General features: G+C 36.6%; 14 protein-coding genes. 10 read left to right on the top strand and 4 right to left on the bottom strand.

All coding sequences use genetic code 11. The features are described from left to right. Positions 1 to 14: 14 nt before the first annotated feature. The 4 genes from ACG9ZL_RS12930 (at position 15) to ACG9ZL_RS12915 (ending at position 5,122) form a co-directional block, all read left to right on the top strand. A complete protein-coding gene (locus ACG9ZL_RS12930) occupies positions 15 to 1,286 on the top strand; it encodes a Glu/Leu/Phe/Val family dehydrogenase (RefSeq protein WP_336954749.1) in 1,272 nt (423 codons plus the stop codon). A gap of 536 nt (positions 1,287 to 1,822) precedes the next feature. Beyond that, positions 1,823 to 2,248, top strand: a complete 426-nt coding sequence (locus tag ACG9ZL_RS12925) for a lysozyme inhibitor LprI family protein (RefSeq protein WP_419360320.1) — start codon at positions 1,823 to 1,825, stop codon at positions 2,246 to 2,248. Between the two features lie 105 nt (positions 2,249 to 2,353). Continuing rightward, entirely contained in the window at positions 2,354 to 2,869 is a 516-nt protein-coding gene (locus ACG9ZL_RS12920) for a hypothetical protein (RefSeq protein ID WP_419328853.1), read from the top strand. Between the two features lie 675 nt (positions 2,870 to 3,544). After that, entirely contained in the window at positions 3,545 to 5,122 is a 1,578-nt protein-coding gene (locus ACG9ZL_RS12915) for a sensor domain-containing diguanylate cyclase (protein WP_336954752.1), read from the top strand. A gap of 507 nt (positions 5,123 to 5,629) precedes the next feature. Here ACG9ZL_RS12915 and ACG9ZL_RS12910 read toward each other — a convergent pair. After that, positions 5,630 to 6,268, bottom strand: coding sequence for a TetR/AcrR family transcriptional regulator (locus ACG9ZL_RS12910; RefSeq protein WP_336954753.1), 639 nt, complete (start codon positions 6,266 to 6,268; stop codon positions 5,630 to 5,632). Between the two features lie 110 nt (positions 6,269 to 6,378). On the opposite strand from ACG9ZL_RS12910, the gene ACG9ZL_RS12905 reads away from it, so the two are divergent. Further along, a complete protein-coding gene (locus ACG9ZL_RS12905) occupies positions 6,379 to 7,899 on the top strand; it encodes a flavin-containing monooxygenase (RefSeq protein ID WP_419360317.1) in 1,521 nt (506 codons plus the stop codon). Positions 7,900 to 7,986: 87 nt separating this feature from the next. Further along, positions 7,987 to 8,823, top strand: a complete 837-nt coding sequence (locus ACG9ZL_RS12900; RefSeq protein WP_419360316.1) for an SDR family oxidoreductase — start codon at positions 7,987 to 7,989, stop codon at positions 8,821 to 8,823. Positions 8,824 to 9,421: 598 nt separating this feature from the next. Here the strand turns inward: ACG9ZL_RS12900 and ACG9ZL_RS12895 are convergent. Both ACG9ZL_RS12895 and ACG9ZL_RS12890 read right to left on the bottom strand, forming a co-directional pair. Further along, positions 9,422 to 10,045 carry a LysE family translocator gene (locus ACG9ZL_RS12895; protein ID WP_336954757.1) on the bottom strand — a complete coding sequence of 208 codons (624 nt, stop codon included), beginning with the start codon at positions 10,043 to 10,045 and terminating at the stop codon, positions 9,422 to 9,424. 10 nt (positions 10,046 to 10,055) lie between these two features. Beyond that, a complete protein-coding gene (locus ACG9ZL_RS12890; RefSeq protein WP_004721776.1) occupies positions 10,056 to 10,631 on the bottom strand; it encodes a PilZ domain-containing protein in 576 nt (191 codons plus the stop codon). Between the two features lie 23 nt (positions 10,632 to 10,654). Here ACG9ZL_RS12890 and ACG9ZL_RS12885 point away from each other — a divergent pair, with 23 nt between their 5' ends. The 3 genes from ACG9ZL_RS12885 (at position 10,655) to ACG9ZL_RS12875 (ending at position 15,170) form a co-directional block, all read left to right on the top strand. Next, positions 10,655 to 11,890: a lipoprotein-releasing ABC transporter permease subunit gene (locus ACG9ZL_RS12885; protein WP_336954758.1), complete on the top strand. Its 1,236-nt coding sequence runs from the start codon at positions 10,655 to 10,657 to the stop codon at positions 11,888 to 11,890. Further along, entirely contained in the window at positions 11,883 to 12,581 is a 699-nt protein-coding gene (gene lolD / locus ACG9ZL_RS12880; RefSeq protein WP_419360315.1) for a lipoprotein-releasing ABC transporter ATP-binding protein LolD, read from the top strand. The genes ACG9ZL_RS12885 and lolD overlap by 8 nt, the downstream gene beginning before the upstream one ends. A gap of 114 nt (positions 12,582 to 12,695) precedes the next feature. Next, positions 12,696 to 15,170, top strand: a complete 2,475-nt coding sequence (locus tag ACG9ZL_RS12875) for a DNA internalization-related competence protein ComEC/Rec2 (RefSeq protein ID WP_419360314.1) — start codon at positions 12,696 to 12,698, stop codon at positions 15,168 to 15,170. Here the strand turns inward: ACG9ZL_RS12875 and ACG9ZL_RS12870 are convergent. Beyond that, positions 15,129 to 16,079 carry a lysophospholipid acyltransferase family protein gene (locus ACG9ZL_RS12870; protein ID WP_336954760.1) on the bottom strand — a complete coding sequence of 317 codons (951 nt, stop codon included), beginning with the start codon at positions 16,077 to 16,079 and terminating at the stop codon, positions 15,129 to 15,131. The two genes, ACG9ZL_RS12875 and ACG9ZL_RS12870, sit on opposite strands and share 42 nt — an antisense overlap. 137 nt (positions 16,080 to 16,216) lie before the next feature. Here ACG9ZL_RS12870 and sppA point away from each other — a divergent pair, with 137 nt between their 5' ends. Beyond that, the gene (gene sppA / locus ACG9ZL_RS12865; RefSeq protein ID WP_419328865.1) at positions 16,217 to 17,248 is read left to right on the top strand and encodes a signal peptide peptidase SppA; all 1,032 of its coding nucleotides are present in this window, start codon (positions 16,217 to 16,219) and stop codon (positions 17,246 to 17,248) included. The last annotated feature ends 165 nt before the right edge of the window (positions 17,249 to 17,413 follow it).

The following is a 17,413-nucleotide window of genomic DNA, read 5'->3' as shown; positions in this document are numbered from 1 at the left end:
AGGATAAGCAAAGTATGTCTAATTTATCTTATATCTCTCAAAATAACGGTCCATGGTCTACCTACCTTGAACAAATCGAGCGTGTTACACCGCATTTAGAACATCTCAAAGATTATATCGACACCTTAAAGCGACCAAAACGTGCTTTGATTGTCGATGTACCGATTGTTATGGATGATGGTACGATCCGTCATTTTGAAGGCTATCGTGTTCAACATAACTTATCCCGTGGTCCTGGTAAGGGCGGTATTCGCTACCATCCAGATGTAGATCTCAATGAAGTGATGGCTCTCTCTGCTTGGATGACTATTAAAACTGCGGTTTTAAATCTACCTTTTGGTGGTGCAAAAGGTGGTGTTCGTGTCGATCCTCGTCAACTTTCCCCACGTGAATTAGAACGTTTAACACGTCGTTATACCAGTGAAATTAGCCATATTATTGGCCCTCAAAAAGATATTCCAGCACCTGATGTTGGTACCAATCCCAATGTTATGGGTTGGATTATGGATACATATTCATCGGGTCAAGGCCATACAGTAACAGGTGTTGTGACGGGTAAGCCGATTCATTTGGGCGGCTCTTTAGGTCGAATTAAAGCAACTGGGCGTGGAGTATTTATTACAGGCCAACAAGTTGCAGCAAAAATTAAACTTTCTTTAGATGGCGCAAGAGTTGCTGTTCAAGGTTTTGGTAATGTTGGTAGTGAAGCTGCATATCTATTTGCAGATTCGAAATCTATTATTGTAACAATTCAAGACCATACAGGGACGATTTATAATCCTCAAGGTATTGATTTAGCTGCTTTAAAGACTTATTTAGAGAGCAATCAGGGCGTGGGGGGATTTGCTGGCGCTCAAGCAATTAGTGATGAAGATTTCTGGGATGTCGAAATGGATATTTTGATTCCGGCTGCATTGGAAGGTCAAATCACGGTTGAACGTGCGCAGAAATTAACAGCGAAATTGGTACTCGAAGGGGCAAACGGTCCAACTTACCCAGAAGCAGATGATATCTTAATCCAACGTGGTATTACCGTTGTACCTGATGTGATTTGTAATGCAGGCGGTGTAACTGTAAGTTATTTTGAATGGGTTCAAGATATGTCAAGCTACTTCTGGTCGGAAGAAGAAATTAACCAAAGACTCGATAAATTGATGGTTCAAGCGATTAATGATGTATGGCAGACTTCAAATGACAAAGTATGTAGTTTAAGAACGGCTGCCTTTATTTTAGGTTGTGAGCGTATCTTAAAAGCTCGTATGGAACGCGGTATTTTCCCAGGCTAATTTTTTGTTGTAAGCGTGACCTTAGCAGATCTCTGCTAAGGTCATTTTTATTTTATCTGTTTAAAGCGCATTTTGACAGACTATTTAAACAGCGAATTTATAGAATCTATTGAATTATAAATGCCTTACCAGAATCTTGGTATTATCTACAAATAACATTACATAAACCTTAATTTATTTTACTGTAGATTTTTTACTGCTTTATTTTGCATATAGATTTGAGCAGTTAGTTAAAGAGTATCAATACATTGATCTTACGCGACACCTGATACTACAAGCAAAGTAGTGCTTTGTTTTTACTTAGTATGCAATGCGATAAAAATTATTAGACTGAATTGTAAGAATAAACCTAAATATACCCTGAATAAAATGTCTTAAATTTTGTGTAGTATTTGCCTTTTTATGGTTTTAATTTCACATGAATTAAATTATAAAGTATATTTAGTGTGTGAATAAATTATAGACACTTCTGCTATAAACCTTTTTAGAAAGTAGTTAATAATATGAATAAAATATACTCAAAATGCATCTATGTTTTGAGCATTGTTAGTGTATGTGGCTTTACGACTTTGTTAGCAGCTGCACCGACATTACAATACTTAAAAACCTACCAAAGCTGTATAAATACAGCAAAAACCACAGCAAACAAGCAATTATGCATTAGTGCAGAGCATTTACGTCAGAATGAAAGATTAAACTTGGCAGTAAAAAACCTGACATCTAAGCTCTCAGCATATGAACAAAGTAGATTGACCGATGCTCAAGTAGAGTGGCGATCTTTTCAAAATTTTAAAGATGATCAATGTGATCAAGCCGCATTTGATGATGAAAATGCAGCTAAATCTTCAGGTAAAAATATGACAGCACTAGATTGTGACCGACAGTCGCTTGAACGGGTGGTTGAACGCGCTAATGAGTTGGAACAAGGCAATGTGCGGGCCGAATATTATCTTGATCCATAATTTACGATTTCTCACGATGTTTAACTCATCGAAATGTTTTATAAAAAAGTATTTGTTCATTTTAGTGAAGATAAATAACCAGCGTAAGGAAAAGGAAACCTTCTTATGATCAGCAAACAGCAATTGACAACCAATAATCCACAACACCAAATGGATGGACGTAAATTTAGGGCTTTGAGCGTTTTAGCTGTATTAACACTAGGTTTGTCACTAACAGCCTGTGTTTCAACACCTAATCCTGTGCAACAAGCAGCTGATAAATTGGTGGGGCAACATGTAAATAAAGCGATTGGTATCTTTGGATCACCCACTTATCGCGTTCCTGCAAGTAATAATGGTGGCTCTGCAATGTGGGAAAATTCGGTTGTTTCCCAACATGTTGTACAACAGTTTGTGCAAACAGGAACTGAATATGCAGGGCAGCGTGTTGTTGGACAAACTGGTGGGCAAGGTGTTGTTGGTGCTATTTATGAAAATCAATATCGCCCGACTGGATATTATCAAAATGCGGTACAAGAGCGTGCTCAGTATCTGTGTAATATCACGGCATTGACAGGTCCAGGTGATATTATAACGAGTATTTTAGTGATTGGATGTAAGCAGAGCAAAGATGGTTTGTGATCATCAAAACCAAACTACAGATTTAATCTGACAGATTGCCCATAAGTGGATATCTGTCAGATAGCGTTAATAAGAAGACACACTTACAGAAAATCACCTAGATCAAAATATTTTATCCAAACTCTCTAGCTTCAATTTAGCAAAATATTTTTTGCCAATTTCACTTTCCTATTTTAATTTTACCCCTTCGCTATCGCTATACCAAGTAAGTTAAAATAAGGAAGGTTCAGTGAGTAATTCACAGTGCTTAGAGGATTCTAGCCATTTTAATTATTCAACCAAATCGAAATTAAAATTACAGTAACATGCTAAAAATGAAGCCTAACTCCGATCAATTTTTATTGGTCTTATCATATGAGTAGTATCTATCTCAAAGCATATATCTATGCAAAATAAAGTAATTGCAGTATTTTTCCTGTTATTTTTAGCTAATTTCCTTTATTTTTATTAATTAATATATTATTCATTTGCTTTCGTTTTCATCATTGATAGGCACCTTTGAAGTGGCTAAACTCCATTCACCAAAGCTAGATATTCTCTATGAATTTGGTATAAAGTATATTATGGGAAATCATTTAAAAATCATGAAAATAAATTAAACAATCATAAAAATATTGTAGTAATACTTAGAGAAAAAGAATAAAATTCAATCAAATGCTGTTTGCACATGACCTCATGAAACTGAAAAAACTCATATTTTGTCTAAAGTTAAATCTGAGAAAACTTATTCTATTTTTAGCAATATTCAGCATCGCTATTTTATTTATTGCTTCGCTTTTTGTGAATTATTCTATCCAAAAAAAAGAACTATTAGATACTTCGCTTTCGTTCAATATGGAATATGCCACAAAAATAGCCCAAAAAACTGATTCTCAAATTCAGACTGTGCTAAAACAGTTAAATTATAGTGCGTCTTTACTGGGTAATTCATTTAGTGATGAGCAATTTAAACAATCAGAAGTTGATCGACTTAAATTTCAATCTAATTACTTTGATAGTGTAATCATTTCAGATAAATATGGGCATGTGCTCAATTTCTCACCTTCAAAAATTGCCATTAATAAAAATGTAGTGAATTCCACACTGGGATTTAAACAATCCCTTAAAACTCAAAAGACCGTAATCACAAGCCCATATTATTCAATTAAAAATAATTTAATTGTTTTTATTTCTCAGCCTATTTTTGATAAAAACAAAAATTATCTGGGCTTTATTGGTGGTGCAATTTATTTAAAAGAAAAAAATATTATTAATGAGTTACTAACCCTAAGCTTTAACTATAAAGATAGTTATATGTATGTATTAGATAGTAATAGAAAAATCATTTTTCATCCTGATGCAAGTCGAATAGGCTCTCTTGCAACAGATAATACGGGTCTCAATTATATGACAAGTCATATGATCGGAAAAATAAGGCTCGTCAATAGCAAAGGGGTCGATAATTTAGCAGGCTTTGCAAGAGTAAGTCATACCAATTGGATCATCGTTTCCCAACAACCGACTCATAAGCTTTTAGAAAAAGTTCCTTATCTGATTTATAAAATTATTGCTTATATGCTTGTTTTTTATATTTTAATCTTTCTGATCATCTGGAAAATATCCTATTATATCTCAGCACCATTAAATCGCTTAGCAACAATGGCGAGTCATCTCAATAACCCAGAGACTGCAACTCAAATTAAAAATGTGGATGCTTTATATTATGAGGTAAGAAATTTTAAACGCTCACTGTTACAGAGCTCTTCAAATTTTAAGAAAAAAATATCTACACTCAATCACTATGTAAATACAGATCCGTTAACAGGACTTTATAATCGCAGAGGAATGGAATTACATATTGAACGCTTAATGAAAAATGAAGCAGCGTTTGCAATTATCGCCGTTGATATCGATTATTTTAAAAAAATTAATGACCAATATGGGCATGAAAAAGGAGATTTAGTCCTGACAAAAACTGCACAAAATATTAAGGATTGTGTCAGGAGTATTGATGTTTGTTGTCGGATTGGAGGAGAAGAGTTTGTGATTCTGAGTCCTATCGATAGTCAAAATTTAAGTATTAATATTGCAGAGAGGGTTCGACAGGCATTAGAAGTAACGCCAATCGGAGAAATACCCGCGATTACTGTGTCGATAGGGATAGCGCATTGGCCTGAAATTTCTACAGACATCCATAAGGTGTTTAAAGCAGCTGATGAATATTTATATTTGGCAAAGAAGGATGGACGTAATTGTATTCGTTATAAAAAATAGTTTTAAAAACGACAATTTATCTTCAAGATAAATGCATTTTTTGAGTTAATTTACGTACTATTTCAATCTTAGGATGAAATGTAACAGTGTGTTGGGACTAGATCTGCGTCTAAGGGTGACTTTTCAGATCTCTACAAGATAACAATAATCCGTAGGCTTGTATGAGAAAAAAGAAAGACAGTTTAATTTAAGGTATGCTTAACCTAAATATATTTTTAACTTATTGAAAAACAATGATGTTGGTGGAGTGTTGCTGAAATTATATTCAATTTCAGAATATTGCTTGACTTACTTTTTTTCGTAATGAGGAGCTAAGCTTCTAAAGAATAATCTTCTTGTGTAGCTAGGCTCACCGCAAAACTCTCGACCGTCAGCAAGCCATGTAATGAGTCGTAGAAATAGCCTCAGACAGTTGTGGATGACATTTCTGAATACCCTATTTTTTCAAGAATTTTATATTGTACTCATGTTAATTTATACTCAGTTTATTATGTTGATTGGCATAAATCAGGTTGATGCTTTAGCAACTCCAGCTACGATTAATTCAATAATTGAATCGCCATATTTTTTTAAACCCTTGATATCTTCAGGATTGGCTAAAAAACGTAGAGCCCCATTGGTAATCATCCCAATGATATTATGTCCAGTATTTTCACAATCTAAATTCTCACGAAAAAAACCAGAATCTACCCCATGCTTTAAATAGTTAGCAGTAAAAATACCCGCCATTTGCATCAAGTTTTGAATAAATCTGGTCATTTCAGCATCTATCGAAGTTGCTTCAAGTAATAATAATTTTAGAGTTAGAGGATTCTCTTGTGCAAAAAGACGCAAACGTTCAGAAATTCGCTGACACTGTTCACGGTATTCTTCAATATTATTCACCGCCTGAGGGGCATTTTCACCAGTAAGCAATGCCATGATTTTTTGCATAGTATCCGAAATAACATGCTGCAAAATATTGCGTTTATTTTCAAAATGGCGATAGAAAGTACCATGACCAATGCCTAAGCGTTTGGCAATATCTGAAATGGCTGTTTGATGGTACCCACGCTCAGAAAATTCTAAAAACGCAGCTTCTAAAATATCGGCTTGTAATTGGATACGTTGACGTTCTGCACGACGTAAAGTTGTTGGTTCATTCATAGGCAAAGAATACCAAATAAATATTCAAAATTGTTAAACAATGGAAATTGACAAGTTATTCCGTTTTTGACATTGTGTTCCTGGTGTTTATATTCTAAGCGATTTTCAACATGGAAAAAATGAAAAAAAATACAAAGGATGAAAACTTTTACAAAGTGATTATCGTGGGTGGCGGTTTTGCTGGTCTTGGTGCTGCGATCAGATTAAAACAAGCAGGGATTGAAGATTTCATATTGCTGGAAAAGGCTGCTGAAATGGGCGGGGTCTGGCGTGAAAATACTTATCCAGGCTGCGCTTGTGATGTACCATCCGCACTTTATTCATACTCATTTGAACAAAACCATGCATGGTCACGGGTATTTGCACAGCAAAAAGAAATTAAACAATATTTATTTGATGTGGTAGATAAGTACAAGGTCATGCCACATGTGCATTTGAATCGTGAAGCTTTAAAAGCACAGTGGTCAGATGTAGAAAAGTGCTGGAATATCCAAACCGAACAGGGTGAGTTGCGCTCTGAATTTGCAATTCTTGCTTGTGGTCCTATGCATGAACCTGTATTGCCTGATGTTAAAGGTATTGAAACCTTTAAAGGGGAAATTTTTCATTCTTCACAATGGCGGCATGATTTAGACTTAACCGCTCAACGAGTTGCGGTGATTGGAACAGGTGCTTCGGCCATCCAGTTTGTACCGCAGATTCAACCACAAGTTAAACAACTGACGATCTTTCAACGTACTGCACAATGGATTTTGCCCAAGTCAGACATGCCATTACTTGCGCCCATTCGTGCCATGTTTAAGCTGTTACCGCTGACTCAACAGCTGATGCGAGGTTCAGTGTATGGAATTTTTGAAACGATAAATGGTGGAATTCAAAGTCCTGCGGCAATGAATCAATTCCAAAAATTAGCCAAATGGCATTTAAATTACCATATTAAAAATCCACAACTACGAGAAAAATTAACCCCAAATTTTATTATGGGTTGTAAACGTATTTTGCAATCTAACAATTGGTATCCCGCTTTAGCAAAAAATAATGTAGAGGTGATTGCCAGCGGTTTATCTGAAATAAATGGTAATACTTTAATTGCAAGTAATGGTGAACGTTGTGAAGCAGACATAATTATTCTTGGTACGGGGTTTGAAATTGCAGAACCGCCAATCGCCAATCGTGTCTATAACCGTTTTGGACAGCGGATGTCAGATGTTTGGCAGGGGAGCCCTGAGGGCTATATGGGAACAATGATAGAAAATTGTCCAAACGGCTTTCTGATGTTTGGTCCAAATGTCGCTGTGAGTTCCTCAGCATTTATTATCATTGAAGCTCAGCTTGATTATATTATTGATGCTTTGAAACAGGCAATTCAATTGGGCATCAAGACTATTGAACCAAATCCAAAAATTACAAAAGTCTTTAATGAAAAAGTCCAAGCAGCTTTGCAAACTACGGTATGGAACAAGGGGGGATGTCAAAGCTATTTTATTGATCGCAATGGGCGCAACAGTACAGTTTGGCCGTGGTCAACCTATAAACTCCGAGCAAAGATGAAACATTTTAATTTAGCTGAGTATTTGATTAATCATCAACCTGAACCAAGCCCAGTGTTAAAGCAAGAAGATATTGTATGAAAAAGGGATTTTAATCTTCATTCTATTCAAGCCTATAAAAAAGGATAGATGTGAAATGTACCAAGATTTTAAATAAAGGATAAAGTAATGTTTAAAAAACAAAAATTAAAAGGCAAAGTGATTGCGATTACTGGTGCCGCACGTGGCATCGGTTTAGCAACCGCGGAAGCCTTAATTGCACAAGGTGCAAAAGTCAGTATTGGTGATCTTGATTTAGCACTTGCTGAAAAAGAAGCACAGCGTATTGGCGCAAAAGCTTTTAAAGTGGATGTGCGTGATCGTAAATCATTTGCCCAATTTATTCAAAACACCATTCAACATTATGGCAGTTTTTATGGTTTAGTGAATAATGCTGGGATTATGCCGATGGGGGCTTTTCTGGATGAAGATCCCGCTTTAGCAGATGCACAAATTGATATTAACTTTCGTGGTGTCATCATTGGCATGCAATTGGCACTTCCCGAATTGCTCAAATATAAACAAGGGCATATTGTGAATATCGCTTCACTTGCAGGCCGTTTTGCTTTGCCAGGTTCAGCGGTTTATTCTGGAACTAAATTTGCTGTGATTGGTCTCACTGAAGCAGTTGCAGGTGAGTTTCGTGATTCAGCTATTCAGTTCACTGCAATTTTACCCAGTAAAGTGCTGACAGAGCTCACCGCTGGAACTGAAAATGCTGCAAAAACGATTCCAGTTGTGACATCACAAGATGTTGCCAATGCAGTTTTGAGTGCTTTGATTAAGCCTCGATTATTTATTGCAGTACCTGATTACTTACAAACAGTACATAGTGCTTATGCCTTATTGCCGCAATGGGCGCAAACAGGCGCACGTCGTATCTTGGGGGATAATGGTATCTTGACTAAACTTGATCATTCTGCCCATTCAAGTTATGCCAAGCGAATTCATAAGTTGGCAGAATAATTGCTTATTAAAAAGAAACTTTTTAAATCAGTTCATTTGGCTCAAAGTAAATACTCCACTTTGAGCCATTTTTTATGGGTGTGGCTAAGATGGATATCATTGCATCTATATTCAATCTGTCAAAAAACTCAGACACAAGAGTAGAATTGATTTAATCAATATTATTAATTAAATTAACTATATGGAAGAAAATTTTTTGTTTATAAAAAAATTGCAATGCCACACCTTACATTGAAAGTTTAAATACCTTTGCGTAGGCGATGCATCACTTTTCGTAGGGGATGTCAAACTTTGCGCTGCAAACAAAGCTGTGCTTTGTTTTTACTCATGTGCGAGGGGTACGTGCTGTACCCCCGCCCAACGGCGACATCCATGTTAGGATCACTATCTAGGATTCAAAAGTACAAAAACGAATGAATAGCCAACAGTTTCAAAAAGTTTATACGTAACTATAAGCGTCATTTATGATCAATGACTTGATAGAGGTTATTTGTATGAATAATTAGATGGGTTGACTATACCTGAATGCGTATTACTGTAAAGCTGGTACTACCATATCTTACTAGGAACGTTTAAGTTTCTATTAGATTGATTTGTATTATTTTTTGGAGCTCAGCATGATTTGTGTTGCTAAGCCAAAAAATACTGTACCCATAAACCATTTTTGCATTTTTAACCAAAGCGCATGACGATTTAAAAGTTGGGTAAAAGAACTGGCAGAAAAAATAAACAACATGTTGATGAATAGACTAATCACAATTTGGACAATACCCAAACTAAGCGTTTGCACTAAAACATCGCCTTGATGTGGTTTGATAAATTGTGGCAGCAAAGCTAAGTACATCATCGCAATTTTAGGATTCAGTAGATTAGTCAAAAAGCCCATCAAAAATAGTTTTGAATTTGAATAAGATTGGTTGCTGGTAATCTCAAAAGGCGAGTGAGGTGATTGAATGGTTTTCCAGCCAAGATAAATCAGGTAGAACGCGCCAGCAATTTTTAAAATATCGTATGCAACTGGAATCGTCATTAATAAAGCAGTAATTCCAAAAGCAGCACATAGCATATAAAATACAAAACCGAGTGCTGTGCCTCCCAATGAAACCATCCCCGCAGTTTTGCCCTGACACAAGGACCTTGAGACCAGATAAATCATATTTGGACCAGGGGTGAGAGCCATACCTAGGGCAATCAAGGCAAAAGCAAATAAAGTAGAATCCATATGTTCAATATCAATTATTCTGTAGGGTGATGTTTTGTTGGATACATTCTGCGAGTTTGACTTTATCTTGAGGATGCAAGGTAATGAAGTAGGCACCTACACGATATTGCTCGTTTTCAGCAGGTTCAGAGTACGCAATTTGTGCCGTTGCTGCAATATGGAAGAAATTTTCAGGATGGCTCAGGGTGACATGAATAAAGCTACCTTGTTTCAGGTATTGTTGGCTGGTAAAACTAAAGCCACTTTCAGAAAAATTGACTTTTTGTGGCGTTGGTAACATGGTTTGTACAATAGAATCGTAAAGAGAACCAGTAATAAGGTTTAACTTTTGGTTGAATAAGGATAAGATTCGAGCAATTTGTTGATCTTTTTCATTTAATTGTTCTAATTCGTAGTGAAGTGCATGATCAAATTGATCTAATTCTGCAAGTAGTAGAAAATAGCGCGGTAATACAAAATTAGCATCATATGGATCGTTCAGCGCAACTTCTTCAGAAATGATTTGATAGTTGATCCTTAACGCAGCATCGATTCGTGACATGACACGACGTTCATTTGCTTCATTTTGATGCTGTAACGCTTCCATAAAACACCTCGGACTAGAATGGTATGTTTAAACCAATCTCGCTGTATATAGGGTTGAGATACACTCGCGCACGGCGTAGTAATCACTTTATTTCTTTTATCGCTTTGGTTTCCATGATCGGTCTAACCTTAGGGGTTGCTGTACTGATTACAGTTTTATCTGTTATGAATGGTTTTGACCGAGAGTTAAAGAACCGTGTTTTAGGTATGATACCTCAAGCCACTGTTTCTTCAACACAAATTCTAACAGACTGGCCTGTACTTGCAAAGAAAATTGAACAACATAAGCATGTGACTGGTGTTGCTCCATTTACCCAACTACAAGGTATGCTTACTGCACAAGGACAGGTCGCCGGCATCATGGTGACTGGTATTGAACCTCAATATGAAAAGAAGGTTTCAATTATCCAAAATCATATGGTGGAAGGTAGCATAGATCAACTAAAAAAAGGTGAATATGGCATTGTTCTAGGCAAACAAATGACTGATGCGTTAGGCCTTGGTCTAAATGACAATGTCACCTTGGTTTTACCTGAAGCAACCCCTTCGCCAGCAGGGGTTGTGCCACGTTTTAAACGTTTTAAAATTGTGGGTATTTTTAGTATAGGTGCGGAAGTTGATTCGAGTTTAGGTTACATCGCACTCAATGATGCATCTACGCTATTACGTCTACCTGACGGTGCGCAAGGTGTGCGTATGAAACTGGATGATATTTTCCAAGCGCCACAGGTTGCCAATGAAATTGTTCGTGAGTTACCAAACGGTTTCTATGCCTCAGATTGGACCTATACGCATGGTAATTTATTCAGCGCAATCCAAATGGAAAAGGCAATGGTCAGTCTACTGTTATTCCTAATCGTACTTGTTGCTGCATTTAATATTGTCTCTTCATTGGTCATGGTTGTGACGGATAAAAAATCAGACATCGCAATTTTGAGAACATTAGGCGCATCACCTGCAACAATTACCCGCATTTTTATGGTGCAAGGTACTGTGATTGGTGTGGTTGGAACTGTCGCTGGTGCAATCTTGGGGATTATCTCTGCCTTAGGAATTAGTAACTTTATTGGCTGGTTGAATACTGCATTTGGATTACATTTATTCGATGCTTATTTTATCAACTACTTACCTTCTTATTTAAGATGGCAAGATGTCGTGGTGATTGTGAGCTTGTCCTTGGGCCTCAGCTTTATTGCAACCATTTACCCAGCATTGCGAGCAGCTAAAATTCAGCCTGCGGAGGCGCTTCGTTATGAATAGTGCTACACAAAGTCCAGTAGTTTTAGAGGCACAAAATATCTATAAATCGTTTACTGATGGTAAGTCACATGTAGACGTGATTACAGGCTTATCCTTACAAGTAACGCAAGGTGAGTTTGTCTCCATTGTGGGTTCAAGTGGGTCAGGTAAAAGTACGCTATTACATATTTTGGGAGGGCTAGATCGCCCTACCCAAGGTCTGGTAAATTTAAATGGCAGACGTTTTGATAACTTGGGTGAAGCTGAACGTGGTTTTTTACGTAATGAACATTTAGGCTTTGTCTATCAGTTTCATCATTTATTGCCTGAATTTACTGCACTTGAAAATGTCGCAATGCCGTTGATGTTAAGAAAAGATGCGGAGTATAAAAAGGTTAAAGAACGTGCTGAATATTTACTTGAACGTGTTGGATTATCGCATCGTTTAACGCATCAACCTGGTGAGTTATCAGGTGGTGAACGTCAACGTGTAGCTTTAGCACGTGCTTTGGTGACACAACCGAAGTTAATGTTAGCCGATGAGCCGACAGGGAATCTAGATCGCAAAACAGCAAAATCTATTTTTGAATTACTGCGTGATTTACGTGAGGAGTTCAATATGGCAATGTTGATTGTGACGCACGATGAGCAACTGGCAAAATCAGCAGATAAAATCCTACATATGCAAGATGGTGTCTGGATTGATGGCTAATTTTAGCACTCATTTGATGATATCATTCTAAAGTGAGGTATATTTTTTAAACTTAAGCCCAATAACTGATTGGGCTTAATCAATAAAACACTGAAAACAATAAATAGAAAAACTATGTATATATATATTGCTTTAATTGGATGGATATTGGGTATCTCTTTTATGGGATACCATTCACCAGCTTCTTTAACTCTCTTGGTATGGATTAGCTTAGCCTTAAGTCTTTTGCTATTTAAATTTTATCGGTCGAAGTATAGATTGATTAATTCCTTGGTATTTAAACTGATCTATTTAAGCTTAGTCGGTATATCATGTGGTCTAATCGGTTGGCATTATGCAGATTCAGCACTCGAAAAAAGATTAAGCTTACGTGATACATCAGCTCATCAAATTGAAAAAATTATTTATATTTCTAGCATAAATACGATTAAGCAAACCAACTCATCCTTTAGTTCCCAACTCCCCCGTACTCAACAGCGTATTCAACAAAAAGTATTGTTACTCGGACTAAAACAAGCCACACAAATGTTAATGTATCTGGATGATTCACAGTCTGAAATGATCCAACTAGGCCAATATTATCGAGTAAGAGGGCAAATCAAACCAATTCACGGTTATGCTGTCGCTGGTGCTTTTGATAAAGAAAAATGGTTTCTACAACAAAACATTCTCGGTGTATTCAAGGCTCACTCATTTGAACATATCGATGAAATTCAAGTGAAACAGTTGGGTTATACATCCTTTATTCGTCAACAGAATACCTTGCTATATAGAGCTCAACTCAGTATCGAAAAGTTACGTCTAAAATTTCGCCATTGGATTGCAGTTTCATCATTACATAATAAGGGATTGCTCTTGGCCTTATTAACCGGTGATGAAAGCTTATTGGCGAATGAAACACATGAGTTATTTAAAAAATTGGGCATCTCTCATTTACTTGCAATCTCTGGACCGCACGTATTAATTTTTGCAAGTTTGTTTTGTTTTTTGTTTAATTCAATCATTAAAAAAGCTTATCCACAGATTTTTTTGAGAATTCCACAACCTTATTTATTGATCTTTCCTTTTTTAGCCTGTGTGGTGTTTTATAGCGCTTTTGTTGGTTTTGAAATTCCCGCGTTAAGAACCATGCTGACAGTCACAATTTTGATTTTTATTATTTTATTCAAGCAAAAAATTCAACCTCTTAAGCATCTATTATTGACAGCCAGTATTTTATTAGTAATTGATCCTTTTAGTATTCTATCTTCTGCTTTTTGGTTATCCTTTGGTTCATGTTTTATTTTGATTCGTGTCTATCAGACTGTTCAGCAACATTCGAATCAAACTGTAGAGACATGGAAAACTAAGACTAAACTATTTATACGAGTATTAATTGATTCGCAATGGAAAATATTTATTGCATTATTACCAGTGGTGCTGTGGATATTTCAACAATTTTCATGGATCACACCCTTGAGCAATTTGATCGCAATTCCAATGATTGGTGCAATAATTGTTCCTATTGAAGTCATGGCGGCATGCATGAGTACACTTTTTGATCCTTTAGGTGGAGTACTCTTTAAAGTTTCTGATATTTTTTTGTCTATATTTTTGTATTTACTGGAAAAGTTAGATCAGTTTCTCAATTTTAAATTGAATTGGTGGGCATTCAATTCTTTGCAAATTATTTGCATTGCTTTGACTGTGTTTATTATCTTTCTGCCCAAAGGTGTGCTTCCCAAATTTTGGGCAATACTCTGCTTAGCACCGTTAGTAATATCACATAAAAAATCTTCAAGATTCCAACTTGATGTCATAGATGTTGGGCAAGGACAGGCAATTTTTTTAAATTTGCCTGAACATAAAATGCTGATTGATACAGGTGGCACATTTGATGAAGAGCAATTCAGTATTGGTAAAAAAGTCATTATTCCATATCTTATGCGACAAGGCATTGCTCAATTGGATCAAGTGATTCTGACCCATTTAGATCAAGACCATAGTGGTGCATTTGCAGAAATAGAGAAGGTCGTCAAAATTGACAAAGTTTATTCAAATGAAATAGATGAGCTGCTTAATCAGCATAAATTTGAGTATTGTCATCAAGGGCAATATTGGCAATATGAAGATGTTCGGATTTCTGTTTTGGCGCCTGCTAAAAATAGCCTAAGCAAAGCTCGGTATGACAGAAATGGACTCTCATGCATCATTTATATTCAAGTTCCTCAGTCGAAATCACATCAAAATTTTTTATTGATGGGGGATGCTGGGTGGGAAACGGAATATAATCTATTAGCACAATATCCAGATTTAAAAGTAGATGTCTTAGTGCTAGGTCATCATGGTAGCAAAAATAGTTCTTCATACGACTTTTTAAAGCAATTACAACCTAAACTTGCGATTGTATCGGCTGGATATGCCAATCGCTATGGTCATCCACATCCGATTGTATTGAAACGGCTAGAGGCTTTGAATATTCCAGTCAAAACCACTATTGAACAAGGTTCTATTCAATTTAAGCTAAATTCGCAAGGGCAGATGGAGTTGATAGGTTATCGGCAAAACTTAAAGTGGCTCGCTTCCCATGATCGTCTCATTGCGGATTGAATTGATCATTTCCATCGCTTCTTTATTGGGAACATTATAAATCTGTTTTAGTTTTGGGTGAGCTTTAAAACGTTTATAACTCCAGTGATAATGTTCTGGGTATTGGCAGATTAATTTTTCGAGCGCAGTGTAAATAATATGTGTGCCCTGATTTGCATCGACCTGATAGATATTTTCATCAATAGGTTGAACGACCATATCAAAACCCTGATTTTCGTTTCTAATAGCATATAGCAAGAGTGCTTTGGATTTGGTCTTTTGGATCAGCTTTGCACTTAAATTACTTGAAAAGAGTGGAATCCCAAAATACTCAATAAGTTCTCCCCCTTGATGTGGCGAATGGTCAGGCAAAATAACGGTGGTACCTCCTTGTTTTAAAGCTCTAAATATTTGCCGGACGCCAGATTCATCTGTTGGAACCAGTGTGGCATTTTCGCGACCTCGCGCAGCACGTACGAAACGATCTGCACTTTCATCTTTAATTGGTTCATACATAATGGTCATTTGCGTATATTGGGCAAACCATGCGTTCATAATTTCCCAAGTACCGAAATGAGGCACGACCAGTACAAGGCCTTTTTTTTCCGCAATTGCTTCATGGAAATGGTGCTCACCTTCAATATGGTGAATACGGTCGATATTTACTTGATTTGAACTTCCCCAAACCGTAAAAAACTCCATATAAGACTGTAATTCATTGCGAATTGCATGCTCTGTAATTCTTTCGCGTTTGGATTTATCTAGGTCTGGAAAGCAAATTTCAATATTTAAACGAATGGTTTCAGAGGTTTTGGTGATACGTAATAAGTTGACAAGTCCAGCCAAAATGCGCGCGATAAAACGTGCGATTGGGATCGGCAGTCGACTGAAAAAATTGAGAAGTCGCGAAGTTGAGGTTTTATCAGTCATCCGGATCTAAAATTAAAGCGCAGGTTAAGTAATAGTGAGATTTAGCAAATTATTATAAGTTAAATCGTAATGATTAAATAGATTATACGGATTCCGTGTATATAATGAAGCATGAATAATTAATTTGGATGGTATAAATGTCAGATTGGCCGCCGAAACCTCAAAATGACAATACAAATTTGAATTCCTCTGCGGGTCAACAGCCTACAGGACAGGAATGGAAGATCTTAGAGAAAGCTGTTCTTGCTTCAGTTGAAGAGCAACGCCGTACTCGTCGCTGGGGGATCTTTTTTAAAATACTCACTTTTCTTTATATTCTCTTTGTCTTAGTTGCACTGGGTAAGAGTTGTTCATTATCAGGGTCAGATGATGGAACAATAACTTCAGAGAATCATTTAGGGGTTGTCAATATCGTTGGTACAATTGATTCAAGTAGTCAAGGTGTAAATAGTACCGATACGATTAAATCATTAAAGAAAGCATTTCAAGCAAAGTCTGCTCAAGCTGTAGTATTGAATGTGAATTCCCCAGGTGGATCACCAGTTCAGTCTGATGATATTTGGCAAGAGATTCAGTACCTCAAAAAACAAAATCCAGAGAAAAAAGTATATGCTGTGATTGGTGATATGGGAGCTTCAGGTGCTTATTATATTGCATCAGCAGCAGACGAAATTTGGGTAAATCCATCGAGTTTGGTGGGATCAATTGGTGTGATTATGCCGAACTATGGGGTAAATGGTTTAGCGCAAAAATTAGGTGTTGAAGACCGAACGATGACTTCGGGAAGTAATAAAGACATACTGAGTATGACGAAACCGATTAATCCAGAACAACGCGCGCATATTCAAGCTTTATTGGACAATGTACATGATCACTTTATCGATGCTGTGAAAAAAGGCCGTGGTGAAAAGCTGAAATCGCAAGATCCAGCGATCTTCTCTGGTTTATTCTGGACGGGTGACCAAGCAATTAAATTGGGTATCGCAGATAAAGCAGGGAATATGGAAACATTAAAACGCGAATTAAAAGTGAAAAAGACAGTTAATTATACGGTTGAACGTAGCCCATTTGACTCAGTTCTAGGCCGTTTAGGTTCAGAAATGGGTCATGGTTTAGGTACAGCCGTGAGCCAGAAACTTGGTATGAATCAAGATGTGAAAATGCAATAGTTCAAGTCTGGTAGATCAGTAAAGAACAATATATTGTATTCTTGTTCTTTACTGAGCCATACAGGATAAAAAACAAAAATATGAAAAAAGAAGATGCAAAAATAAGTCCAACACGATTCTAAAGCTCTATTTTCTTCTTACTTTATGCCATTTTAGCTGGTTTAA

Source organism: Acinetobacter legionensis (assembly GCF_048551735.1).
Classification (GTDB): Bacteria; Pseudomonadota; Gammaproteobacteria; order Pseudomonadales; family Moraxellaceae; genus Acinetobacter.
The sequence above is the reverse complement of the archived record's forward strand: the minus strand, read 5'-3'. Positions and strand labels throughout refer to the sequence as shown.

Excerpts from the sequence above, each read along its gene's own strand:
- ACG9ZL_RS12930 (WP_336954749.1), top strand. The coding sequence starts at position 15 with ATGTCTAATTTATCTTATATCTCTCAAAATAACGGTCCATGGTCTACC.
- ACG9ZL_RS12920 (WP_419328853.1), top strand. The coding sequence starts at position 2,354 with ATGATCAGCAAACAGCAATTGACAACCAATAATCCACAACACCAAATG.
- ACG9ZL_RS12915 (WP_336954752.1), top strand. The coding sequence starts at position 3,545 with ATGAAACTGAAAAAACTCATATTTTGTCTAAAGTTAAATCTGAGAAAA.
- ACG9ZL_RS12910 (WP_336954753.1), bottom strand. The coding sequence starts at position 6,268 with ATGAATGAACCAACAACTTTACGTCGTGCAGAACGTCAACGTATCCAA.
- ACG9ZL_RS12905 (WP_419360317.1), top strand. The coding sequence starts at position 6,379 with ATGGAAAAAATGAAAAAAAATACAAAGGATGAAAACTTTTACAAAGTG.
- ACG9ZL_RS12900 (WP_419360316.1), top strand. The coding sequence starts at position 7,987 with ATGTTTAAAAAACAAAAATTAAAAGGCAAAGTGATTGCGATTACTGGT.
- ACG9ZL_RS12895 (WP_336954757.1), bottom strand. The coding sequence starts at position 10,045 with ATGGATTCTACTTTATTTGCTTTTGCCTTGATTGCCCTAGGTATGGCT.
- ACG9ZL_RS12890 (WP_004721776.1), bottom strand. The coding sequence starts at position 10,631 with ATGGAAGCGTTACAGCATCAAAATGAAGCAAATGAACGTCGTGTCATG.
- ACG9ZL_RS12885 (WP_336954758.1), top strand. The coding sequence starts at position 10,655 with ATGTTTAAACCAATCTCGCTGTATATAGGGTTGAGATACACTCGCGCA.
- lolD (WP_419360315.1), top strand. The coding sequence starts at position 11,883 with ATGAATAGTGCTACACAAAGTCCAGTAGTTTTAGAGGCACAAAATATC.
- ACG9ZL_RS12875 (WP_419360314.1), top strand. The coding sequence starts at position 12,696 with ATGTATATATATATTGCTTTAATTGGATGGATATTGGGTATCTCTTTT.
- ACG9ZL_RS12870 (WP_336954760.1), bottom strand. The coding sequence starts at position 16,079 with ATGACTGATAAAACCTCAACTTCGCGACTTCTCAATTTTTTCAGTCGA.
- sppA (WP_419328865.1), top strand. The coding sequence starts at position 16,217 with ATGTCAGATTGGCCGCCGAAACCTCAAAATGACAATACAAATTTGAAT.